This is a genomic window from Nostoc sp. (assembly GCF_036917535.1).
Taxonomy (GTDB): Bacteria; Cyanobacteriota; Cyanobacteriia; order Cyanobacteriales; family Nostocaceae; genus Nostoc.
The window spans coordinates 53,904-78,736 of record NZ_JBALDA010000035.1 but is presented as its reverse complement, the minus strand read 5'-3'; the positions used below and the strand labels follow the sequence as shown (position 1 = coordinate 78,736).

The following is a 24,833-nucleotide window of genomic DNA, read 5'->3' as shown; positions in this document are numbered from 1 at the left end:
ATCTATCGTCAAAATATTTACTGTTTAACCAGTTGCTTTAAACGAAAGTATGCCTCTTCTGGTGTCAGCGGTTCCGATTTACTTTCATTAGGTATATAAAATACCCAAGTATCAGGAAAGTAATGCACCACAAAGCTGGGAATCAAACCCAAGCTCACTGCTTGCTTTCCGAGTTTTTCAGCTTGTTCCTCTAAACTAAGTTGGTCATGAAATGGGTGTTTAACCATACTTTTGCATCTCCCTGTACTTTATTTGACTCTGGAAGAAGGTTCAAAACCAGTATTGCACAAATCACCTTTCGGTAATTCACCATTCACCATGTTCCAGAATGAGCTTGAGAATATTTTGGTAGTAGACCTAAATAATTTCAAATATGCTTTCGTAGAGAATCATAAAACTATTTGGGTCATTCAGGGTAATCTGAAATTGGATTGAATAAGGCAGCAGGGCATTCCTTCCATTGAGGTATTGGGAAATCATCTGTACTTTGTCAACCCTCGTATCATTAACTACGATTTCATTGTATCAATACTAATTCAATACAGTTCAGTTAAGCATTTCTCCCTTCTCTCTGTGTTCTCTGCGCCTCTGGGGTTCGTTAAAAAAAATTGACTTTGACAAAGAAGTATAGCCTTAACTGAACCGTATTGAATACTAATTGGCAAATTGCCTTAACTATACTATTTGACGATTGTTCTCAATTCCCCTCAGCTGATACCATTTCACGAAATACTTAATACAAATGATTTGTCTCTAACTCTTTCTTGCTGCTCCCCTGCTGCCTATTTGTATCAACCTTAAAGTGAAGCTTTAGCAATACCTTCGCCAAAAAAAGAGTATGATTCGTCAACAATTGCATCTACCCGTCGTGTTTCTCACTACCCATAGCGATGAGACTACATTAACAGAAGCGATCGCTTTGCGCGATCGTGTGGATCAGTTGTTAGTTAATTTCGCTATTCCTAAACTTTGCCCGATAGCGATACCACCACATCATAAAGCCAGTGTAAGGATTAACATCGACCAATGGCCATTCAATAGCTTTGGCTTTGAGCAAGATGGTAACAGGATCGTGCGGATTGGTGGGAATGTAAGAACCTGGAATATTGGAATTTCCACATGGTGCATTGATTAATTTGCCAACAAAGTGGCAGTGTTCAAAACCAGACAGTGGATGCTGGTGTACCAAAGCCGCAAGGCGTTCAGCATCAGACGGAACAAAAGTGGCACTGAAGTAGTAATGAGGGCCTTGTCCGCACTCTTTAATTTCCCAGAACCAATCCTGAAATATACCCATACAAAAGCCGCCATATTGGAAATTTTGATCTTTGCCTAATTTCGCTGCTCAACTGTTCATTTTGGAGTTTCCTAAGCATTTTTAATTTCTTGCTGGCTGCTAGACTGTAGCGCTTCACGGGTTAGCCTAAAACCACCATCTACGAAGACTGCTTTTCAATCTTGCCTATTTACTTAGCAGCGATTTAATAACCACACCAAAGCAGCATCAACATTATTAACCTGCTCCCCTGGCGGTATGGCTGGACGATTTACCATCACAATCTTCACGCCCAGTTCTCGCGCTGCAATAATCTTGGGCTTTGTGGCATCACCACCGCTATTTTTACTGACAATGGTATCAATGTTATTCTCAATCAGAATTTGTCTCTCATTCTTGAGGATAAAAGGTCCGCGATCGCACAATACCATCCCCGGTGGTACTAAAGCATCATCGCTAGGAGGGTCAATCATCCGCATCAAAAACCAAATTTTCTCTAGGTGAGCAAAAGCGGCCAGTTCTTGTCTACCAACTGTCAAAAACACTCGCTGTGCCTGGTTTTGCAAGGCTGTTGCTGCGACTTTAACATTATCAACTTCAATCCAGCGATCGCCACTTACTTTTTCCCAAGGCGGACGAATTAACATCAGACGGGGTACTCTAACTTCCATTGCCGCATCTGCCGCATTGAAAGAAATCTGAGTCGCAAAAGGATGGGTTGCATCAATTAATAAGTCGATTTGCATGATTTGCAGATAGGTAGCCAATCCAGCCGCACCACCGAAGCCTCCAACCCGTAAATCGCCCAGCGGTACTGACGGTTCACGGGTGCGGCCAGCTAGAGAGGTGATTACTTCTAACCCTTGGATAGTCGTAACTTTGGCAGCTAGTTCTGCGGCATCACCCGTCCCACCCAGAATCAAAACACGGATCATTTAGATAAAGGTGGAATCTTTGCTAAAATGCCCTTCTTCATTGCTTCTGGACGCTCTGACCAAGGTAGTAAACCATCTGCTTTAGCATAGTATTGACTAGCACATCGCAGTACCGCAGAGGCACTACCATCAACGCCTAAATCACCAAATAAATATGTTAATTTGCCTTTGGCAGCAAAGGCGACTACACAAGAACGATTACAAGCACTCATACATTCCACTTCCTGAATCGGGAATTGATCTCGTAAGTCCCAATCTTGTGCCAGCTGCTGAAGTTCGTGTAAAAATTTTTCACCACCACTTTCACCTAAGCGTTTTCCATTTTGCCAAACACTGGCACAGGTTTTGCAAACAAATAAAGTATGTTCAGCAACATCCAAAGGACTAGTTGGGGAAATATTTACAGTAGTAGTCATCTGTACCTCGCAGATATGTGAAACTGATAAATCTACTTCGGCGGGCATCCTGACTCACTCAATTTGAGATTTTCGATGTAGTTCTTTAATCTCAAATTGGTTCACAGTTGCGGGACAGTGCCGGATTTACACCGAACTTTCCCCGTTACCTCTGGTGGCTGACTCCCACCAGAACCGAATAACTTTATCGATCATACACTACGGGTTATCGGAGAATACGAAACAATAAGCTTTGCGCTAACCATCAAATTGGGCGACAGCTAGATAAAATACTGTGCATATTTACTACTTGTTCAATAACTGCGATCGCAGACGCACTATAATCCAGTTTGCTCTACCTCAACTATATTGAAATTGACCGATAGCCTTTAATAATTTCAGGAACCTATGTCGGAATTTATATTAAATTCAGCAGAGATTGCAAAGAAAGCAATGGATAGTGTTGATCCATCACTTAGCGATAAATTTACAATGGTCATACGATTTCTTTCGGATAACCCTGCTGCGGCTTCACCGCGAAAAGGTAAAAATCAGCCTATCGTCGGGACAGAAGAATATATTATTGCCAGTGCTACAAATTTCAAAATAGGTCGTGACCCAAGAACACCCTTGCCACCTAGTACAATACCGGATGAAATGGTAAGTATCATCCTGAATAAGTATTTTGAAGTTCCGTATGAGGAATTGGGAAAAGCTGAAGAATTGCACCGCCTATCAATGGGGGCTGAGAACATTGTAGGGGATTTGCTAGAAAGGTACGTTGCGACAGTTATTGAGCCGCATGGATGGATATGGTGTTCTGGTTCTATAGTTAAAGCAGTTGATTTTATATATTTTGATAACAAAAATGTCTGGCAATCGCTACAAGTAAAAAATAGAGATAATACTGAAAACTCTTCTTCTGCCGCTATCCGTAAGGGAACCCCAATTAAAAAATGGTTCCGAACTTTTTCTAAAAAAAAGGGGGACAACTGGGCTAAATTCCCCTCATTGGAAGGAAAAGAAGAGCTTTCAGAAGAAGGCTTCAGATCGTATGTTGAAAAATACCTTGCTGCTTTAAGAGAGATAAAGTCCTAACTCTTATACAGCATATGCTGTTGCTGTAAAAAGCGAACCTTGGATCGGTTTTATCTCTTCTAACGACTCACTAATTTTAGCTTCCCATAAAACATCATCGTTACCTTTATAACGTGAAAATGGGAAGTTCAAAGGGGGATGTTTTATCTTACCACTCATGTGTGCAAGGATTGCTTTGCCTATTGCTTCTCCAAAACCGACAGGTACGGCATTCCCTATCTGCCGATATTGCTCAATGAGGGAACCACATACGACCCAACTATCTGGAAATTGCTGAATACGTTTATATTCCTGAATACTTAACGGGCGCAGATGTTCTGGGTGACAGATATCCGTTGCTGGCATGGCTGGGGATGTCACTAAAGTACAGCTTGGTCTATCCCATGACAAGCGTCTAAAGAAACCAGTTTTCCCTCCACCTGAGTAATAGGATTTTCCTAATGCTTCTTTCTGCAATTCTTCAGGTAGATGTTTCCAGTATTGACCCTCTTTTAACATTCTGTAATACTTTAGCCTCCCTTCTGGGAACTCGATATACTCTGCCTCACTTTGGCTTAAATCTGCAATAGATTCACGTAGGGTTATCCACCTATCAAGACCAAAATCACCACTTTCTGAATGTGTGGGGTATAAATAAGGAACCTTTTTCTTTCCACGATGGCAGATCATGACCACTCTTTCCCTAATTTGGGGGACACCATAATTTGCCGTGTTGTATAAGTTAAAGCTGATACTGTAACCACCTTTACGAAGTTCATTCACAATATATTTCAAAGCACCACCTGGCATTTCTTCTCTGGATAAGGGAACACTGCCGCTTCCTCTTTCTGAGTGAGGGCGGTGCAGTAATGGTGCTGAAAGAAAACCTCTTACATTCTCGATGACGGCGTATTTTGGGCTTATTTCTAAGATAAGTTCAATGTACTTTAAGAATATATTGCCCCTCTCATCTTTGAAACCACGCCTTGCCCCTGCTGTGGAAAAAGCTTGGCAGGGTGGGCCGCCTAACATAATATCTACATCTTCTTTGGCTAGTTTGGCATGATCCAGGATATCCTGAGCAGTGTAAGACGCTATATTCCCCAAAAGTGCAATATCTGGCTTGTTTGCAACTATGGTCTGTCGGCAGTGTTTATCCACCTCACACGCAAGGGAAATTTCGATACCTGCTTTCTCAAAACCAAGATCCAGTCCCATAGCGCCTGAGAAAAAAGAAATGGCTTTAACTGCTTGGTGATGATTTTCCTTGCTCGTCCTATCTACAGGATAATTTCCCTTGATCCGGTGAATGTAATCTTCAACTGCCTCTGGCTCCATAACCCACACTTTCCCTACCTGCTGCCCCTTGATATCCCCACTACGCAATAGAGTGCGAACCCTTTGCTCAGAAATACCTATTTTTGAAGCTGCTTCCTGTGTGGACAAATAGGGATAGTTTTTCATTTCGCACTCGAAACTTTTTTTATACCATAAATATCATTATCAAGTGGTTATGTCAACCGCTATTAAGTATAGAGATAAGTATTCGCAAAACCGACCGTTTGCGAGAATGATTTTATGTGCAGGCTAAATGTTGGACAACCTTCAAACCAACCATCAAACTGGACGACAACCAGATAAAATACTGTGCATATTCACTACTTGCCCAATAACTGCGATCGCAGGCGCACTAAATCCAGTTTCCTCTACCTGTTTGACAATTGTCTTTAAAGTACCAATCAATTCTTCTTGTTCTGGGCGTGTACCCCAGCGCACCAAAGCAATGGGCGTTTCTAAATTTAACCCAGCGGCACTTAATTCTTCCACAATATAAGGCAGATTGTGAATTCCCATATAAATTACGATGGTTTCGGAACCGTGAGCGATCGCACTCCAATTTACAATCGGTCTATACTTACCCGCCGCCTCATGACCAGTTACAAATGTCACTGACGAACTATACAGCCGATGTGTCAAAGGAATACCTGAGTATGCTGCTGCTGCAATTCCTGAAGTGATACCGGGCACTACTTCCGTTGATATTCCAGCGTTGACTAATTCTTCCATCTCTTCGCCACCGCGACCAAAAATAAACGGATCGCCACCCTTTAGTCGCACTACAATTGTATTATCCTGCGCTTTATCAATCAGCAATTGAGTTGTTTCTTCCTGGAACAGCGAATGTTTTCCTCTCCGCTTACCAGCGTTAATTTGCTCGGCTTGGGGATTAATCATTGCCAAAATTGCCGGACTCACCAAGGCATCATAGATAACCACATCTGCACATTCCAACAAACCTTTCGCCTTCAAGGTAATTAATCCTGGATCTCCTGGCCCTGCACCTACTAAATAAACCTTTCCCAAATACTTATTCCTTTGTGTCATTGTGCAGTTCATCTATCTGTTAAATCCCAAATTAGCTCGGCTAATTCTGCACTTGCTCCCAATGGCTCTGCCAATTGGAAATTCACCGCAGAAAATTGTAATTTTAGCTCCTCTATTGAGGTGGCGATCGCATCGGTTATTCCACCAGCGAATAAAAAGTATGGCAAAATTGCAATTTCCCGATAACCAGCACCTACCAACTCTTTCACCCGCGATTCTAAACTAGGAGGCCCAGCCCAATAAGCAGTCACGGCTCCCAAACTCACCGCCATTGCTTCCACAGTTTTTTGCGAACCTGGGCGACGGCTACCATGAGCTAATAGAATCCATGCTTCTGCTTTTATAGCAGCTATTTGCTTTGCCAGCAATTTCTCTAAATTGCGATGAGAGCCTAAATATGGTTGCAACTCAATTATGACATCTTGACCGATAGCCTGTTGTGCTAGTACTATTTCGGCGGGAATATCTGTCATCACATGGACTCCCGGCAGCAAAAATAGCGGTACAATTTTGAGGCGATTTTCATTGAAAGCGACGGGAAACTCCATCCCCTTGTGGGTAGAGAGGGATAGTCGCCCCGTCGCTTGGGGCATTGGGCATTGGGCATTGGAATCTTCCCCATGCCCAAAAACTCCATCCACAAGGGGATGGAGTTTTTTATTTTGAGATAGTTTGCCATCGCCAAAAGCGCTCTTAGCAAATTGTTGAATCTGCTCGTGTAAAGGCTGAGGATTCATTTCCAAAGCAGCGATGCCAACCAAATGTTCGCTATTTGCTAAGTTGTGGTTTTTTGACAATTTCTGACATATCAGCCTAGCTAGTTGCTGCATAGCAATTTCTGGGCGCGGGTCGCGACTTCCGTGAGATAGTAGCAGATAGGCAGATGACATCGGTAAAGCTTAAATTCTTAGTTACTATTCTTATTTAAAATTAAGCCGGGATAATAAGTACTCTGGTAATTATTGAAACTATTATTAATTACTAATAAAGAAGTATTCTTAATCACTTTTATATTCTTGCCCTACTCTTTACCTTATTGTTCTTCGGCAGTGTAAGTATAAAATTGATTGAAAGCCCCTACCGTTTCAAATTTGTACGAAGGCATCCAAGAATTTATTTTTAAATCTGTATGGTAAATGCTAAAAATAACGAAATCTTGCCTTTCTGTGGTCTTGGCAATAACTTTTTGAATTTGCGGGCTAGCCGAGTCAACCAATTTCTCACAATTAAAACGGATTAAATTTTCAATAATATTCGTAGTTTTTTTACATACATCGGTTTTTAAGTATTTTGTCAGCAGTTGAACTGCATATTCTTCATATTCAACCTGACTGGGATTGGTTTTCGCCATTGTCACACCCAAGGCGGCAAGTCCTACCGCTGCTCCAGTATACGCGATGATGGTCAATGGTTTCATACTTGCCAAGTAAAATTCGTTGTAATCGTCAGATTCCAGAGACTCTAAATCAACTAAGTCCGTTCCTTGAACAAAAATTCTTGATCGCTTACCAAATTATTGCTATAATTCAAATTGTTGAATGGCGAGCGTAGCCAAGTGGTTAAGGCAGTGGTTTGTGGTACCACCATTCGTGGGTTCGAGTCCCATCGTTCGCCCTACATAATTTAATATTCATAGCTATACTCTTATTGAACGTGTGTTGTATGGTGTGAACAATCATAAGCATCACTTTACCAACAATTCTGTCATCTTATAGCTTTATAGACTTGCAAAAATTGCAAGCCTACGATGATTCATTAGGTTATCTTATTATATAAATTTATGTATATAAGCAAGTTTACTTGCTAAGTTAAAATTAGGTATGCAATGCCTTACATCCTTTTGGGCTGATGCGATCAAGGCAAGTAATACCACATTTAATTATCTTATTCCTTTATTATATAGAGTGCCTCGATTTCATCGTAATTCTGCTTCTGCAAGCCTCTGTTCTCTCAGACCCAAGCTCTGGACTGTTGAAGCTATAAATTTACGCTTTGCAGCACCCTTTAATTGGACTGCTGTTTGTTTTAATAGCTTTTTAAGCCAAGAAGTTAATACCGATCAGAGAAAGGGATGCTGAATTTTCAAACCTTATTTGAATCAATACCGGGATTGTATATCGTCTACTCACTCGACTTTGTGATTGTCGGGGGGAGTGATGCTTACTTTTGGGCAACGAAGACTAAACGAGAAGAGGTTGTTGGTCGCCATTTTTTCGAGGTTTTTCCAGACAATCTCGACGATCCGAATGGTACTGGAATTCAGAATTTGCGTACCTCGTTGTCAAGCGTACTGAAGTATCAAAAGCCTCACACGATGGCAGTGCAGAAGTATGACATTCGCCGCCCCGAATCAGAAGGCGGTGGTTTTGAGGAGCGATACTGGACGCCAACCAACTCCCCAGTCTTTGATGAAAACGGTGAAATGACGCACATTATTCACCGAGTCGAAGATGTCACCGAATTTGTGCGGGTGCAGCAACAGCTAAATGAGCAGCGTCAGCTCAATCAATCACTCCAGTCTCACACCGAGCAAATGGAGAGAGAAATTTATGCTAGAACGCAGGAGTTACAAGAGGTCAACGAACAAGTACAAGCAGCGAATGAGGCGTTGTCAGAATTCGAGCGTGCTAAGACCTTATTCTTCAGCAATATCTCGCATGAATTTCACACGCCTTTAACGCTGATGTTGAGTCCAATTGAAGACCTATTACTCGACATTCAAGCTCCATTAGCACCGCAACAGCGCGATCGCCTTGAACTCGTGCAGCGAAATGGACTTCGGTTACTGAAATTAGTCAACGCACTGCTTGAGTTTTCGCAACTGGAAGCGGGAGAGATTGAAGCTTCATCTGAACCAATCGCTGACAACAAAAGTTTACCTTCAGCGATCGCGCCATCTTCCTTACCCGCCCGAATTTTGCTAGCAGATGACAACGCCGATATGTGCGATTATCTGTGGCGATTGTTAAGTCAACGATATGAGGTTGAGGTAGTCACAGATGAAGCTGCGGCTCTGGCTGCGATCCAGGCACAGCGCCCAGATTTGATTCTCTGCGATCTAATGATGCCGGGGATGGATGGGTTTGAGTTGCTGCGTCAATTGCGGGCTGACCCCCAAAGAAGCGAATTGCCCGTAATTTTGCTGTCAGCCCAGGCGGGTGAAGAGTCTCGCGTGTCAGGGTTGGCAGCAGGAGCCGATGATTATTTAATCAAACCGTTTTCGGCTCGCGAACTACTGGCTCGTATTGAGTCAATCTTAAAACAGGTAGACATCCGCAAACAAGCGGCTCAGACACTGCAAGCCAGCGAACAGCAACTTAAACTCGCCCTTAAAACCAGCAAACTCGGCTCCTGGCAATTCGATCTCAAAACAAATGTTCTGTCTGTTTCTGACCAGTGCAAAGTCAATTATGGTCTACCCATTGAGGCTGATTTCTCGCACCAAGTTCTGATGGAGCGGATTCATCCAGAGGATCGGACTTGGGTGCAGGCGGCAGTTCAAAACTCGATTACCAACCGCACCGATTACGATGTGGAATACCGCAATGTTTGGAACGATGGCAGTTCGCACTGGGTAATCGTTCGCGGGCATCCGATTTACGACGAGGCGGGCAATCCTGAGCGCATGGTCGGGATATCAATAGATATTACCAATCGCAAACAAGCCGAAGCTGACCTCCGGGAAGCTTATGTGCAATGGGAGGCCGCTTTAGCAGCAGGAGCGATTTACACATGGCGGTGGAAGATTGCCGAGAATCTGGTGATCGTGAATGCAGCCTTTGCTCACTTGTTTAGTGTTGACTCTATGGAGGCGGCGAACGGTTTACCGATTGAACTGTTTATACAGGCGATACATGAAGAAGACCGCCCCCAAGTGGTCGCCACAATTAGCCAGGCGATTGAAACTGGCGAAGAATTTATCAGTGAGTACCGTGTTTATACGGCGGCAGGCGAGGAGCGGTGGCTTGCCGCCCGTGGTCGCGTTGAATATGCTGCTGATGGCACACCGCTTAATTTTCCTGGGGCACTGGCAGATATCACTGAACGCAAACAAGCTGAAAACGCTTGGCGACAGATTTCCGCCGAACTCGAACGACAACTGCGAAAGTTTGACGCGATCGCCTCTTCTGTACCCGATTTTATTTATACATTTGATCTGTCGGGACGGTTCACTTATGTTAATCAGGCGTTGCTCGACCTCTTGCAAAAAACTTCGGCTCAAACCCTCGGCAAAAACTTTTTTGACCTGGATTATCCAATAGATTTAGCAACCAAACACCAAAGGCAGATTCAGCAAGTCATCGAGACGCGCCAACTGCTCAAAGATGAAACGCTGTACACAAGCGCATTTGGCACGCGCGCTTATGAATACATTTTCGTCCCGCTTTTGGACGAAAATGGGATGGTAGAAGCGGTGGCAGGTGTGACGCGAGACATTACTGATCGCAAGCAAATCGAAGCGACTGTCAAAGCCAGCAACGAACGGCTGAAGCTGCTTTCAGAAGTTGCCAATGATCTCTTGCTCAACGAAGATCCTAAGGTATTTTTAGCGAGTTTGTTTGAAAAGGTTTCGACTTATTTGGGACTCGAAGTTTACTTCAATTACTTGTTTCAAGAAGACCAGCAACGCCTTGAGCTACACACCTCTGGGGGTATCTCAGAAGACGTTGCTTTATCCGGGAAATTTTTGGAGTTAGGGCAAGGGGTGGGTGGTTATGTGGTGCAACATCGCCAGCCAGCAGTCGTTGAAAATGCGCTCTCAACGACCGATCCACTTGCTGTACGAGTTCAGTCAATCGGTATCAGAGCTTATGTCTGTCATCCACTGATGGTAGGCGAGCGCGTCTTGGGTACTCTGGGACTAGGAACTCGTCAACGCGATCGCTTTACGCGCGACGAACTCGATCTCATGCAAACCCTTGCCAATCAAGTTGCTGCTGCCTTAGAACGCTCGCGCCTGGTTGCAGAGTTACAGGCACGAGCTGAAGCGTTAGATCAAAGTAATCGCATTAAAGATGAGTTTTTAGCGGTTCTCTCCCATGAGTTACGTACTCCCCTGAATCCAATTCTGGGATGGTCAAAACTGTTGCAGCGGGGAAAGCTGAATCCTGAAAAAACGAATATTGCGATCGCCACGATCGAGCGCAACGCCCAGATCCAGGTGCAGCTAATTGATGACTTGCTTGACATTTCCCGGATTTTGCAGGGCAAAATGAGCTTATCAGCCTCACCCATTGACCTCAATGCAGTGATTTCAGCCGCGTTAGAAACGGTTCGGCTAGCCGCAGAAACTAAATCAATCCAAATTCACACGACCATTTTACCGATTATGGGAGTGGTAATCGGGGATGCAGGGCGATTGCAGCAGGTTGTGTGGAATCTTCTGTCTAATGCTGTTAAGTTTACACCTGAAGGAAAACAAGTTACGGTTGCCCTATCTCAAGTTGAAAATCACGCTCAAATTCAAATCATCGACACCGGAAAAGGGATTTGTACCGAATTTTTGCCCTACGTGTTTGAGCATTTCCGACAAGAAGATGGCGCAACCACCCGCAAATTTGGCGGACTAGGCTTGGGATTAGCAATCGTGCGCCAAATTTTGGAAATGCACGGTGGAACCGTAACAGTAGACAGTCCAGGTGTTGGGCTAGGAGCGACATTTACGGTTAAAATTCCGCTTGCGCCTCAGTTAACTCAAGCACCAATCTTAAATCAATTACCCATAAAAGAGAGTAATTTGAGCAGCATTCACATTTTAGTCGTCGATGATGAAACAGACTCGCGGGAGTTTATCGCTTTTGTTTTAGAGGAACATGGCGCGCTCGTTACTGCTGTTGGATCTGGCACTGAGGCGCTGCAAGCGATCGCTCAATCCATTCCCAACATCATCATCAGTGACATTGGGATGCCAGAAATGGATGGCTATATGCTGATGCGACAAATTCGTACCCTTGGGCTTGAGCAAGGGGGACAAATTCCCGCTATTGCCTTAACAGCTTATGCCGGAGAACTTGATCGAAAGCTTGCGATCGCCGCCGGATTTCAACGTCACGTTCCCAAACCTATCGATCCAGAAGCTTTAGTGGCGATCGTCGTCGAAATGCAGACTTACAGTAGAATTTAGAGTTCAGAATTCAAAATTCAAAATAGTTAAAGAATTAGAAGAACATTTGATCAATAAATATACTAATTATTCTAGATTCCTTTGAAAAAGAGATAATAGCGGCACAATTACTTGTTCTCAAAATTAGCACAATATCGCCAATACTCAAAGTTGCAGAATAAATTATTTATACGCACTATAAAAATGAATATTAGCACTCTAAAATAATTAAAAAAATATTGAATTACAAGTCTTATAGAGCTTGATAAGTAGGTCGGCGTAAATAATTATCGTTGGGATAAAGCAGAGGGCAGGGAGCAGGGAGCAAGAAGAAAAAGGGTTTGAGCCTTGTTTACTTTTATTCACACAGTTTGGTTTTATTGTGCTAACTTACTTAGTTAAATATTTTCCTTCTAGATGCGTTGACAATCAAAATATACGCAAATAAATGATATAGTAAAGATTACATCAAGCTATTGAGGGCGTGATAATTTGTGCCTAAAATATTATAATGAAATTATTTACTAACATCTATCAAAAGAAATAAAAATTGTATTCCTTTAGTGAGATCCAAAAATACTGAGTCATAGATACTTTAGGTAAAGAAGAACACGAATTAAGTTTCTGCTAAAAAGTTGATACTTGTAGGTACACAGATAAATTATATTTATCTGTGTTATTTCGTGTTTATATGTGTCTAACAAAAGGTGGAGGCTTATTTGTCTTGCCTAGAAAGTTATTAATGCAAACATCGTCATTTAGTGGAGTTGCTATGTCTGAATTGCTTCAAGCAGTCTTAGATAGTGAAGAAAGAAGTGATTTACGTTCCTTTATTAGTGAATTACGGCAACAAGAAAAGAAGTACTTGCTGCGGAACGACATACTTAATGTATATAGTGAGTATTGCTCTAAGTCCCAAAAACCTGAATCTTTTTACACTTCCTCGGAGTTAAGCAAACTCATTTACTATACTCAAGAAATAATTCAAGAGGACTCAAACTTCTGTTTCATCATCCGTTCTAAGATTGCCACCCAAGAAGTTTATTGGTTGACATCAGACTTAAGCATTGAGCCGATGACGGTGCAGGATTTGTTGGATCTGCGCGATCGCTTGGTAAATAAATTTCATCCCAACGAGGGCGGCCTGCTAGAATTGGACTTCGGCCCATTTTATGACTACTCCCCAGTCATCCGCGACCCCAAAAATATTGGTAAAGGGGTACAATTTCTCAACCGCTATCTATCTAGCAAAATATTTCAAGACTCCAAACAATTGCTGGACAGCTTATTGAATTTCCTGCGGCTGCACCACTACAACGGTATTCAACTGCTGCTCAATGATCGCATTCAATCACAGCAGCAACTTTCCGAACAAGTTAAGAAAGCGATCAGTTTTGTTAATAATCGCCTTGAAGATGAACCCTACGAACAATTCCGGTTTCAATTGCAGTCAATGGGTTTTGAGCCGGGTTGGGGTAACACCGCAGCGCGAGTGCGAGAAACCTTAAATATTCTTGATGAATTGATTGATTCTGCCGATCCTCAGACTCTAGAAGCCTTCATTTCTCGTGTTCCGATGATTTTTAGAATCGTCTTGGTGTCAGCTCACGGTTGGTTTGGGCAAGAGGGAGTGTTGGGTCGTCCCGATACTGGGGGTCAAGTAGTTTACGTCCTTGACCAGGCAAAGAGCCTAGAGAAGCAGCTACAAGAAGATGCCCTGCTTGCAGGTTTAGAGAAATTGAATGTCGAGCCAAAGGTAATTATTCTCACCCGCTTGATTCCCAATAGTGATGGTACTCTATGTAATCAACGGCTAGAAAAAGTCCTTGGTACCGAAAACGCCTGGATTTTGCGAGTGCCTTTACGGGATTTTAATCCTAACATGACTCAAAACTGGATTTCTCGGTTTGAGTTTTGGCCTTATCTAGAAACTTTCGCCATTGATTCCGAAAGAGAACTACAGGCAGAATTTCACGGCACACCTGACTTAATAGTTGGAAACTATACTGATGGGAATTTAGTAGCATTCTTGCTGGCGCGACGGCTGAAAGTTACTCAATGCAATGTTGCCCATGCTTTAGAAAAATCTAAATACTTGTTTAGCAACCTCTATTGGCAAGAATTAGAAGATAAATATCATTTTTCTTTGCAATTCACTGCTGATTTGATTGCCATGAATGCTGCTAATTTTGTGATTAGCAGTACCTATCAAGAAATTGTTGGAACACCGGATAGTATGGGACAGTACGAGTCTTATAAGTGCTTCACCATGCCGGAGTTGTATCATGTGACCAATGGTATTGAATTATTTAGTCCCAAATTTAATGTCGTACCACCTGGAGTAAACGAAAATAATTACTTCCCCTACACCCAAAATAAAGACCGAGTAGAGAGCGATCGCCAACGCCTTGCAGAAATGCTCTTTACTCTGGAAGATCCCACACAAATCTTTGGTAAACTCGACGATCCTAACAAGTGTCCTCTCTTCTCAATGGCGCGTCTTGACCACATCAAAAACCTTACAGGTTTAGCTGAATGTTATGGTCAAAGTAAAGAATTACAAGAGCATTGTAACTTAATTTTAGTAGCGGGTAAATTACGCGTCGAAGAATCAGATGACAACGAAGAACGCAACGAAATTATTAAACTTTACCAAATAATTGACCAGTACAATCTCCACGGGAAAATTCGTTGGTTGGGTGTGCGCCTCTCCAAAACCGATTCCGGTGAAATTTACCGAGTCATTGCCGATCATCAGGGAATTTTTGTACAACCAGCTTTATTTGAAGCTTTTGGTTTGACAATTTTAGAAGCAATGGTTTCAGGATTACCGACTTTTGCCACACAGTTTGGTGGCCCATTAGAGATTATTCAAGATAAGGTGAATGGATTTTATATTAACCCGACAAATTTAGAGGAAACAGCCACAAAAATTGTGGAATTTATTACTAAATGCGAACAAAATCCTAACTATTGGAATGAAATTTCCCAGCGAGGCATTGACCGAGTTTACAGCACCTATACTTGGAAAATTCACACTACTAAGCTGTTATCGTTAGCAAGAATTTATGGCTTCTGGAACTTTACCTCAATGGAAAATCGGGAAGATTTATTGCGCTATATCGAGGCTTTGTTCTATTTAATTTACAAGCCAAGAGCGCAACAGCTATTAGAGCAGCATAAGTACCGTTAGTTTGTCATTTGTCATTTGTTATTAGCCAAAAACTAAAGACAAATGACTAAAGACAAATAATTAAATTGTCAACGCACTCCAAGTTCGTTGACCAACTATTCCGTCTACTCCTAAATTTTGCTGGTTTTGAAAGGCTTTGACAGCAGTCTCTGTTAGTGCGCCAAAAATCCCATCCACCCTCACAGCATAACCGTTAGACACTAATAGCTGTTGTAAGGCTCTGACAGCAATACCAGAATTACCAAAATAAAGAGTCGGTAGTTGGCTGTTAAACTTCTGGAACCGTCCTGTAGCCTTTGTACGGACTTTACCTCCAGACTGAAAAGATTTCTTAGGTTTACCTAAGTTAGAAGAAACTAGTCCCAGATTCTTTTTGCTGATTTTCTGAAGTATACGTTCTTTTTCTAATTTCAGGGCTGAGAGAGAAGCCTGGGAAATTCCATCTGTCTGCATGAATTCAGGTGGTGTGACTTTAGCAGCTATCTCTAACTGACTCTGTTTTGACTGGTTTACGTCATTTTCCAGCTGAAATAATTGCTGCTGTGGCAAATTAGCCGCAGATGCTTGTCTTATTGTTAACACGCCCGTCATCAGGCTAATTTCAGTCATTTTAGTTTATTTTACTTTAACCAATTATTTCTTTTAACCAACAACATTGTTGCTGTTCGAGATATAGCAATCCTAAATGAGTCGTGAAAAATATAGATAAGGAAACGAACCGCCAAGAATGCCATCGCGTAGCGTCTCGTTAGAGAAGGACGCAAAGGGAAGAAAGAAGAAAGAGATATAAAATTTTCACAAATGATTTAGGACTGCTATAGTACATACTGACCAAATCAAAAAGTCATGTATTAATTTTTCCAGATAATATTTTCATGTTCATATTTGCTCACCTCCGATTCCATTTAATCAGATTAATATACTTAATCAAGTAATCAAAACTTTTTATCTTTTTTCATCTCGCCATAAAGCTATACCGCCTAATAAACCAGTGATATTGGGGATGAGTTTGACATTTAACGGTAGCTGTAAATTCACTCTCACAGCTTCACCACCACCAATGTAAAGGTAGTCATAATTGAATAGATGTTGCAAGGATGCGATCGCTTTTTCTAAACGCCTATTCCATCTTTTCTCACCAATTTTTTCTAACTCTGCACGCCCCAACTGCTGCTCGAAAGTTTCTCCTTTGCGAAACGGATGATGCCCCATTTCCATATTTGGTACTAGCTTACCATCCACAAATAAAGCTGAACCAAACCCCGTACCCAGAGTAATCACTAATTCAACACCTTTACCTGCGATCGCACCAAAACCCTGCATATCTGCATCATTAATCACCCGTACAGGCTTGTTTAAGTGTTTTAATAATGCTGTTTCCAAATCAAATCCGATCCAATCTGGATGTAAGTTTACTGCTGTTTCCGTGACTCCAGACCGCACGACACCGGGGAAACCGACTGAAACGCGATCAAATTCACTTTGAGCCGCTGCTAACACCACAATTGCATTAATTACAACATCTGGTGTAGCAGGTTGGGGTGTATCTAAACGTGTCCTTTCCGTTACAGGATTCCCCGTAATATCTAAAACCATAGCCTTAACGCCACTACCGCCAATATCAACCGATAAGGTACGAATCGATCCATTTTCTTCAACCATTGAGTTACATCCTTGTTAATGCTTGTTATTTCGTTATTATGCTCTGCTGCATTTGATAATATCTGGATATTTGGAGAGTCTTTATATTGGTGGAAAATGGGGAAGGTGGGGCCCCCCTCTGGGGATAAGGGGGAATGGCGTTGCAGAACAGGGGGATGAATTTAGGCAGGCAGGGGAAGGGGGTGCTCTTGAAGCAGGGGGAGAAATTTTATAACTTGCTAAATCATCCCTCAATTTAGCAATGCCGGGAGAATTATTGAACAAGTCTCTCCCCGAAGTTCTGATGCCTACGGCGGGCTGCGCCAACGCCGGAAGCCGGCGCTCAGACTTCTCTCCTTGTCTTTCCCCTCTTCTTGGTCTACCTTGTCTCTCTTCTCCATGCCCTGTTTGGCCAAAGTTAAAAATCCCATACATTCGATGCCGGACAGCATCTAGATTTGTTAATCTAAGAATAATAGAGATAGTACTGGCGTAGCTGCTTAAAATCTATCAAGCAGCAAATTTCTGTTAAAAGTAATAAGAGAAAGAATTATGACGGCGTTTGAACCTCAAAGCATCCGCTCGTATAGCCAAGAAGATGTTCAACAAATTCTACACTTAGCGATCGCTCGTCAAGCTGATGATAAAGACACAGAATTTTCTTACGAGCATATATTAGAAATTGCTGCTGAGTTAGAAATTTCACCTGAGTCTTTAAAGTTAGCAGAACGCGATTGGGTATTACAACAGGGCCAAGTTCAACAGCGAAAAGCTTTTGACGCCTACCGCATCAGACGATTTCAGAAGCGTTTAAGCAAATATGCAATTTTCAATGGCTTTTTTATACTGCTTGATTTAATCACTGGTGGCGGAATTTCTTGGTCGCTGTACATTTTGCTATTCTGCGGATTGCCTGTAGCGCTTGATGTCTGGAATACCTTTCAAATTAAAGGTGAAGAGTATGAAATGGCATTCCAAAAGTGGAGTCGTAACCATCAGATTAAGAAAACCATCAGTACAGTTATAAATAAGTGGTTTAAAGTATTACAAACTTAATAAAAACTTTCCCTAACGCTAAGAGGTTGTTTGAAAAGTGTTTCACTGTGATTTTAGGCACTTTTAGATTCTCCCTATTCCTCCTTTATAAGGCAATACGCTTCGGTTAAACATCTTCTCTTCACTGGCACAAAGGGGACAAGGAAACAAGGAGGACAAGGAAGCAATTTTCTCCCAAGTCTTCCCTCTTTCTCCCCCTCTCCCCCCTCTCCCTTGTCTCCCTTAACTGAACCGTATTGCTTTATAAGGGAAGATTAGGAGGAGTAATGCAACTTGTGTGTACACCATAGCCAGAAAAGGGGGGAATATTTTGCGATTAAACTAACTAGATACTGAATTAGCCGCCTCGGAAACCTTCTCAGGGGGTGGAAAGCCACCCATACGAATCTCAGAAGTGAAGGAAGTGATACTAAATCCACCAAAACTCTTGAGGACATTTACCCGCATTCGCAAATTGGGGCTAGCAAACCACAGGCGTTCCTCTGAGAATATGTTTTCATCCTCTGTAGTTAAGATCAAAGCACCGTCACTGTCAATTTTATAGCGTCCGGCAACTGGAGTTTTATTGGCATCAACTATTTCTCTGAGTAACCTGCCTTGGGTCGGATTATCTACATCAGGTACCGAAACTAACACAGTTGAACCACTATGTTTTGTTTGATCCTTGTCCATTGTGCCGTTCCAGGTAATTTTGATAGCACAAGAAGCAGAACTAGGATTAATATTATAACTTTGACACAGCTTAACTGCTTCTGGACGATCTACTGCCAGCGCCTCAATGATGATATCTGATTTGCTATGCTCCGATTGGTTAAAAGCCAAATGTTGACTAGTACGATGAGAAAACCATTTACCAGCACTTAACTGAAAAAACTCTTCAATATTCATGAATGAAATTACCCTGCATCAAAATGCTAAAATTCCCACTTAATTTTTATTAAAAGGTAGCAGGAAGCTTTAATATTAAGCTTGATTGCCTATTTCCTCAAGCTTCTTGAGGCCAATTCTGGCTGCTTCAGCAACGTTGAAATGATTATCTTTTTCCAGGTATTTTAAAGCCGAGACACTCTTGGGAGTGGGAAGATTTCCCAAGGCTTCTGCCAAACGCTGCCTGACTAACCAATCATCTGATTCGGCGAAGCGCAGGATCTTATCTACAGACTCGATGTCTTGAATTTCTCCCAGTGCAGAGATTGCAGCTTGTTGCAACACGACTTCTTTGCTATCCAATGCCTGAATAAGAATTTGATGGGCACGGGGATCTTTAATATTACCTAGAGAAACAGCTGCACTAAAACGTACTAGCCAATCAGTATCTTCATAAAATGCCCGTGAAAGTACCTCAAAAGCTCTGGCATCACCCAAATATCCTAAAGCACCGGCGGCATCAGCGCGTATACCATAATCAGGGTCATTTTCAAGAATTTTTACCAAAAGAGAATAACATTCTGGTGTTGGCTTGATTCCCAGAGCAAATATTGCCATCGATCGCAGTTGCAATGATTCGTCGTCTAGTACCTTTTTAATCAAAGGTACTGCATCCTCAGCCGCAACGTGACGTAGATTAGCAAGGGCTACCATGCGATCGCGTAAATTCGGACTTTCTAACTGAGTAGAAATTTCTTGTAAGCTTATATCTGCCATTTAATTCAAAGCGTTTTCTTTACTTATCTTAATTTACCCGATCTGTTCCTCAGGCTGTCGCCCTACTGAAGTAGGAGTTTGGCGACTTTACAAAATGGCTTGATTATGAGTTAAAAATAAACAAATATTACTTACTGTAAGATTATGTGTTGAATTTAGCAGTAATTAAAGGATAATCTGCAAAACTTCAGTCGCTTGTTTTTTGTTGAATGTAGATGTAGGGCGATCGCGCCTTTTCGTCAAAAATCGCAGTTTTCCCTCAAACATAGCTCTGTATCCACTCTCTTACGCTAAAGTTGCATAAGAACGTGCATTTAAAGCCAGGAGGAAAGAGTTGTGAAAGCAGTCTTGATGACAGCAGCTGGCAGTCCCGAAGTTCTGCAAGTACAGGATGTGCCAAACCCTGCTGTTCCTGTAGACAATACTGAACTTTTAGTGCGTTTGGTGGCGGCTGGCATTAACCCCATTGACACTAAACTTCGTAGTCGAGGCAGTTTCTACCCCGATCGCACGCCAACAATTTTAGGATGTGATGGTGCAGGTATTGTGGAAGCTGTAGGTGCTAGTGTCCAGCGTTTTCGCGTAGGTGATAAAGTATATTTTTGCTATGGTGGCTTGGGCGCACACCAAGGAAATTACGCTGAATACACCGTTGTAGATGAGCGATTTGTGGCACATAAACCCGCCTCTATCTCCTTTGCTGAAGCAGCAGCAGCGCCTTTAGTATTAATCACCGCCTGGGAAGCTTTATATGAACGCGGACGATTAGAACCTGGGGAACGGGTTTTGATTCATGCGGGTGCTGGTGGTGTCGGCCATGTAGCGATTCAATTGGCGAAACTTAAAGGTGCTACTGTTTCCACCACAGTAAGTTCTGAGGAAAAAGCTAATTTCGTCAAAGAACTTGGTGCCGATCAGATAATTTTTTATAAACAAACAGACTTTGTGCAAGCAGTATTAGATTGGACTGGTGGCGAAGGCGTAGACTTGGCTTTTGATACTGTAGGCGGCGAAACCTTTCACAAAACCTTTCCCGCAGTGCGCGTCTATGGCGATATTGTTACCATTCTCGAACCAAATGCCAATACTGTTTGGAAAACTGCTAGAACTCGCAACCTCCGCATTGGTTTAGAATTCATGTTGGCACCAGCATTGCTAGGATTACAAGAGAGTCTCCACCATCATGCAGAAATTCTCGAACAATCTGCCACCTGGATCGATGAAGGCAAATTAAAAATCCATGTGAGTCACAAATTTCCCTTAAAAGAAGCAGCTAAAGCCCACCAACTGATTGAAAGCGGTACTGTGGCAGGAAAAATTGTTCTGCTAATTAGCGACGAATTTGCATAATTTATTCTTTAAACACAGATACACCCAAAAGTTAAATGCAAAGATACCCAAAAAACTCTCTTTGCGTACCCACCAAAGTTCAGATGCCTGCGGCGGGCTGCGCCAACGGCAGAAGCCGCCGCTCCGACTTCTCTTTGCGCTTCCCTTTGCGTACCTTTGCGTTTTACTTCTCCTCCTCCCTCTACCTGCTTGGGCAGCACAAACACAACCAGAACGCACACCTCTAACTCTAGAATTATTGCAAGAACGACTACGCACGCCCATACTCCGCGAAGGAAATTTGACTGTAGATTTGCAGAAGATGGCGATTGATTTACGCCCAGAAAACGCCAGCTTTCGTGATGCTTTTTACCAACTACTACGAAAAGAACTTGGTACAAAACCTCTAGGTTTAGACCTCAGCAATGCTTTGATTTTGGGGGATTTTGTCGGCAGCGATTTGGGTTTAAGAACACCATTGTATGCAAAAGCCATTGCACCCATTTTCACTCCTACCGAACAAGAAAAACTAGAACGTTTGCGCTTCGTTTGTCTAGAGTCACTCGCCATCGCTTTACCCAACTCCAAAGATTGTCGATCGCTTCTGGGAACAGAATCAACTCCATACAGTGAAATCGCCGTCTTTCGTGGTGTCTTAACACTGGTGCAAACTCGCTTCAACGGCGAAGTGAAGTTCTCCAATACATTTTTTCTTCAGTCTGTGGATGCCCAAGGTGCAACTTTTCTCCAACCCACAAACTGGACTGAAACCAGATTTGCTCGTCCCATTAGTTTCACCAATGCTAACTTTCAGCAACCAAGCAATTTTCAGGGCAGTATTTTTTTTGAAAAAGCTAATTTCAAAAAAATCAAATTTCGGGAACTCGCTGATTTTCAAGGCAGTTTCTTTGAGACAACTGCCAACTTCAACCAAGCAATTTTTAAACAGTTGGCTAAATTCAGTAGCGTGCAATGGCAAGGGAATGCTGATTTTTCGGAAGTGTATTTTGCCAATCAAGCCCAGTTTACTAAAGCAGATTTTAATCAGTTCCTCCTTTTAACAGAAGCGACTTTTGAGCAAGCTGTAAGCTTCCGAGAAGCGAAGTTTAACCAGTTAGTAAATTTGCAAGGTGGGAACATTCTGAACCAAGCAGATTTTAGTGATGCGAGGTTTTCTAAAGAAGCTTGTTTAAGCGTATCTGGTTTAACTTTTAACTCCAACCAAGCGAAAATTTTAGGTAATCCTGGTCAGATTGGTCAGATGTTCTGCATCCCAACATTGCAAGGTAATCAAAACGTCTTGCGGAATTTGGGGCAAAATTTCCGTCAGCAACAACAAGTTGCCGATGCTAATGAACTGGAATACACAAAACAACGATTGCGATTAATAGAGTTAGGGCATCGTCTGACGGCTATAAATATTAATAGTGCAACTGTTGCAAGTTTGATTAACTTAGGTTTTTCTGCAACTCAAGCTGAGGCGATCGCCCAGCGTCGTCTGCTAAAATCCTTTCGCAGCAGTAGTGAGTTACTCACCATAGCAGACATCGATTTAGAAAAATATACCCAATTGAGCGATCGCTTAATTGTTGGTGAAACCCTTTCTATCGGTGGGTGGTTACTGCAAGCTTGGAGTTGGTTGGCGTTGAGTGTATTGCTGTTGTTGAGTGGCTATGGGACAAATTTTTGGTTAGTCTTTGGCGTGGGAGGATTAGCGATCGCTTATTTCGGCTTACTATTTTGGCTAGTGGATCGCTATCGCAGGCTGCATCCCGTACCAATTATTCCCACATCTTACGAAACCATTTCGATATTAGTCAGTTTTAGCATTTTAGAATTCTTTAGCTTACTAGCGATTTTTCGCAATGCTGAACAACCTTGGCTGACATTGGGGTGTCTTTTTATAATTATTGTCCCCGTCCCAATGGCTTTATTAATCCAACTTTACCAACAAGGTCGTTATCACGATTTAATGAACATTTCTTACTTCACAGAAGACGGTACATTTCGCCAGTTACGATTGTTGATTGGACGTTTGCCAGTGATACCAAGGAATGAGACATTTCGGGAACGATATATGCCCTTGTTGTGCGATCGTCGTTGGAACTGGCTCAACTATTATGATTTTAGTCTCAACAACCTAATTAAATTAGGATTTAACGACATTCGCCTGCGAGACGAACATTTACCGGGTATCATCTCTGCACTTGCTTGGTATCAATGGAGTTTGGGTTCAATTTACATCACCCTAGTTTTGTGGACACTTTCGCGTACAATTCCGGGATTGAATTTGCTGATTTATCTGAAGTAATCCCTGTACCTGAACTTTTTTCGCTGCACTTCGTAGTGGTGCTAATATGATGTAAAGTAACTAGGGCGGCGTAAATAATTATCGTTGGGATAAGGCAGGGAGTATGGGCAGAGGGCAGGAATAAAAAGCGTTTAAACCTTGTTTGCTTTTATTGATATAGTTTGCTTATATTGTGCCGACTTAATTATTGTAAGCTATAAGTAACCGTGCTATTCGTTATGATCAGTCTTGCGCTATCACGTTGGATAAAAGTGATATAGCACCGGATAAATGCAGATAAACTAAATATCTAAAAATTTGGTAAATTTATCAAAATATTATTCATTGCAATATAATACTTAATCCAAATTTAGTTTTATTATCTAAAAAGTTTAGTTATTTTTTTAAATCTTGTCTAAAAATCTCTACAAATTTTATAAACATATCAAAATATTTTTCATTGTCCTTCAAAATTAAATCATATACATTGTAAAGTGTCAGTAGTATTGAGGAAAATTGATTATCTTTACTTAACAAAGATAACCAAATAATCTAATAACTACTAATTAGTTTTGCTAACAAAAAGATAACAATAAAGTCACAAAATAAACTTATATTTTGTTTATTTTATGTTGCGATGCTAGCAAAGTTTTCACCAAAAAAACAGGAGGATTAATCCTAATGGCAGATTCAAGTAATAGTAGTAGCGGTAACTCCTCTACTAGTGGGAACAATCAGCTTGGACAATCACCCTTCGGTCGCTTGGAAGAAGTTCTCAGTGAGGAAGAACTCAAAAATCTATTCAGTGGTGTTGGCAATGGAGAAGGTGGCAGTAGCCCATTTGGTGGTGGTGCTGCTGGCAGTCAGCCTGATTTACCCTACAATGGCAATCCTTTCGCTGGTGACAACTTCTGGAATATCTTTGCAAAGGGTGTAAACCCATCTAAAGTTGGTGGTAGCCCATCCACAGGTGGTGGTAATCCATTTGCAAGTGGTAATAATCCATCTGTAGGTAGTGCTAGCCAAGGTAGTGGCAGCGACCCTTTGACTGGTAGTAGCAGCCAGACCTATGGTATTAGCACAACTGAAATACCGGACGGGTTCACTTTGAGGGCTACTATTGACAAGCTAGTTAACTCAAAGCTTGACAAGGAAGTTGGTGGTGGACAAATCCCCTCATTTAATGAAGGACAAATCCCCTCATTTGGTGGCAGTGGTGGACAAATCCCCTCATTTAGTGAAGGACAAATCCCTTCATTTGGTGGCAGTGGTGGACAAATGCCCTCATTTGGTGGCAGTGGTGGACAAATCCCCTCATTTGGTGATGGACAAACCCCCTCATTTGGTGGTAGTGCTGGACAAATGCCTTCATTTGGTGCTGGACAAATGCCCTCATTTGGTGCTGGACAAATCCCCTTCGCTTAATAGAATCCTTGCGAAAATCAGCAGATAAATAGAAGGGAACAATGATGAGTTCTTCAGTACATAGTATGCTAGTACAGCTTGGCG

General features: G+C 42.1%; 19 protein-coding genes, 1 tRNA gene and 1 riboswitch. Of the genes, 8 read left to right on the top strand and 12 right to left on the bottom strand.

What is annotated here, in order from left to right:
* Positions 1-17 precede the first annotated feature (17 nt).
* From V7K56_RS11600 to V7K56_RS11585, 4 genes are all read right to left on the bottom strand, one after another.
* Positions 18-227 (bottom strand): hypothetical protein, encoded by a 210-nt coding sequence (locus V7K56_RS11600; protein WP_334910524.1) that lies wholly within the window; start codon positions 225-227, stop codon positions 18-20.
* Positions 228-943: 716 nt separating this feature from the next.
* On the bottom strand, positions 944-1,297 hold the full coding sequence (locus V7K56_RS11595; RefSeq protein ID WP_334910522.1) for a hypothetical protein: 354 nt from the start codon (positions 1,295-1,297) through the stop codon (positions 944-946).
* A gap of 173 nt (positions 1,298-1,470) precedes the next feature.
* Positions 1,471-2,211 (bottom strand): cobalt-precorrin-6A reductase, encoded by a 741-nt coding sequence (locus V7K56_RS11590; protein WP_334910520.1) that lies wholly within the window; start codon positions 2,209-2,211, stop codon positions 1,471-1,473.
* Positions 2,208-2,627: a DUF1636 family protein gene (locus V7K56_RS11585; protein WP_334910518.1), complete on the bottom strand. Its 420-nt coding sequence runs from the start codon at positions 2,625-2,627 to the stop codon at positions 2,208-2,210. The genes V7K56_RS11590 and V7K56_RS11585 overlap by 4 nt, the downstream gene beginning before the upstream one ends.
* 22 nt (positions 2,628-2,649) lie before the next feature.
* Positions 2,650-2,821: riboswitch (cobalamin riboswitch) on the bottom strand.
* 193 nt (positions 2,822-3,014) lie between these two features.
* On the opposite strand from V7K56_RS11585, the gene V7K56_RS11580 reads away from it, so the two are divergent.
* Positions 3,015-3,704 (top strand): SinI family restriction endonuclease, encoded by a 690-nt coding sequence (locus tag V7K56_RS11580; RefSeq protein WP_334910516.1) that lies wholly within the window; start codon positions 3,015-3,017, stop codon positions 3,702-3,704.
* Between the two features lie 3 nt (positions 3,705-3,707).
* Here V7K56_RS11580 and V7K56_RS11575 read toward each other — a convergent pair whose 3' ends face one another.
* From V7K56_RS11575 to V7K56_RS11560, 4 genes are all read right to left on the bottom strand, one after another.
* Entirely contained in the window at positions 3,708-5,147 is a 1,440-nt protein-coding gene (locus V7K56_RS11575) for a DNA cytosine methyltransferase (RefSeq protein ID WP_334910514.1), read from the bottom strand.
* A 153-nt stretch (positions 5,148-5,300) separates the two neighbouring features.
* The gene (gene cobA, locus V7K56_RS11570; protein ID WP_334910512.1) at positions 5,301-6,080 is read right to left on the bottom strand and encodes a uroporphyrinogen-III C-methyltransferase; all 780 of its coding nucleotides are present in this window, start codon (positions 6,078-6,080) and stop codon (positions 5,301-5,303) included.
* On the bottom strand, positions 6,077-6,958 hold the full coding sequence (locus V7K56_RS11565) for a sirohydrochlorin chelatase (protein ID WP_334910510.1): 882 nt from the start codon (positions 6,956-6,958) through the stop codon (positions 6,077-6,079). Before V7K56_RS11565 ends, cobA begins: the two co-directional genes overlap by 4 nt.
* Positions 6,959-7,101: 143 nt before the next feature.
* Positions 7,102-7,485, bottom strand: coding sequence for a DUF4359 domain-containing protein (locus V7K56_RS11560; RefSeq protein WP_334910508.1), 384 nt, complete (start codon positions 7,483-7,485; stop codon positions 7,102-7,104).
* A 124-nt stretch (positions 7,486-7,609) separates the two neighbouring features.
* On the opposite strand from V7K56_RS11560, the gene V7K56_RS11555 reads away from it, so the two are divergent.
* The 3 genes from V7K56_RS11555 to V7K56_RS11545 all read left to right on the top strand — a co-directional run bounded on the left by V7K56_RS11555 (position 7,610) and on the right by V7K56_RS11545 (position 15,364).
* A tRNA-His gene (locus V7K56_RS11555) sits at positions 7,610-7,682 on the top strand.
* 457 nt (positions 7,683-8,139) lie between these two features.
* A complete protein-coding gene (locus V7K56_RS11550; RefSeq protein ID WP_334910506.1) occupies positions 8,140-12,192 on the top strand; it encodes a response regulator in 4,053 nt (1,350 codons plus the stop codon).
* 751 nt (positions 12,193-12,943) lie between these two features.
* Complete coding sequence (locus V7K56_RS11545; protein ID WP_334910504.1) at positions 12,944-15,364, top strand: sucrose synthase; 2,421 nt, start codon at positions 12,944-12,946, stop codon at positions 15,362-15,364.
* Positions 15,365-15,424: 60 nt separating this feature from the next.
* Here the strand turns inward: V7K56_RS11545 and V7K56_RS11540 are convergent, their stop codons facing one another.
* Together V7K56_RS11540 and V7K56_RS11535 are read right to left on the bottom strand one after the other, a co-directional pair.
* Positions 15,425-15,973 (bottom strand): peptidoglycan-binding domain-containing protein, encoded by a 549-nt coding sequence (locus tag V7K56_RS11540; protein ID WP_334910502.1) that lies wholly within the window; start codon positions 15,971-15,973, stop codon positions 15,425-15,427.
* A gap of 336 nt (positions 15,974-16,309) precedes the next feature.
* Positions 16,310-17,026 carry an ROK family protein gene (locus tag V7K56_RS11535; RefSeq protein WP_334910500.1) on the bottom strand — a complete coding sequence of 239 codons (717 nt, stop codon included), beginning with the start codon at positions 17,024-17,026 and terminating at the stop codon, positions 16,310-16,312.
* Between the two features lie 531 nt (positions 17,027-17,557).
* Here V7K56_RS11535 and V7K56_RS11530 point away from each other — a divergent pair.
* Positions 17,558-18,061: a 2TM domain-containing protein gene (locus V7K56_RS11530; protein ID WP_334910498.1), complete on the top strand. Its 504-nt coding sequence runs from the start codon at positions 17,558-17,560 to the stop codon at positions 18,059-18,061.
* Positions 18,062-18,382: 321 nt separating this feature from the next.
* Here V7K56_RS11530 and V7K56_RS11525 read toward each other — a convergent pair whose 3' ends face one another.
* Together V7K56_RS11525 and V7K56_RS11520 are read right to left on the bottom strand one after the other, a co-directional pair.
* On the bottom strand, positions 18,383-18,949 hold the full coding sequence (locus V7K56_RS11525) for a phycobiliprotein lyase (RefSeq protein WP_334910496.1): 567 nt from the start codon (positions 18,947-18,949) through the stop codon (positions 18,383-18,385).
* A gap of 75 nt (positions 18,950-19,024) precedes the next feature.
* A complete protein-coding gene (locus V7K56_RS11520; protein ID WP_334910494.1) occupies positions 19,025-19,705 on the bottom strand; it encodes a HEAT repeat domain-containing protein in 681 nt (226 codons plus the stop codon).
* 336 nt (positions 19,706-20,041) lie between these two features.
* On the opposite strand from V7K56_RS11520, the gene V7K56_RS11515 reads away from it, so the two are divergent.
* The 3 genes from V7K56_RS11515 to V7K56_RS11505 all read left to right on the top strand — a co-directional run bounded on the left by V7K56_RS11515 (position 20,042) and on the right by V7K56_RS11505 (position 24,749).
* Positions 20,042-21,055, top strand: coding sequence for a zinc-dependent alcohol dehydrogenase family protein (locus tag V7K56_RS11515; protein ID WP_334910492.1), 1,014 nt, complete (start codon positions 20,042-20,044; stop codon positions 21,053-21,055).
* Positions 21,056-21,356: 301 nt separating this feature from the next.
* Positions 21,357-23,345: a pentapeptide repeat-containing protein gene (locus V7K56_RS11510; protein WP_334910758.1), complete on the top strand. Its 1,989-nt coding sequence runs from the start codon at positions 21,357-21,359 to the stop codon at positions 23,343-23,345.
* A 660-nt stretch (positions 23,346-24,005) separates the two neighbouring features.
* On the top strand, positions 24,006-24,749 hold the full coding sequence (locus tag V7K56_RS11505; protein WP_334910490.1) for a hypothetical protein: 744 nt from the start codon (positions 24,006-24,008) through the stop codon (positions 24,747-24,749).
* Positions 24,750-24,833 lie beyond the last annotated feature (84 nt).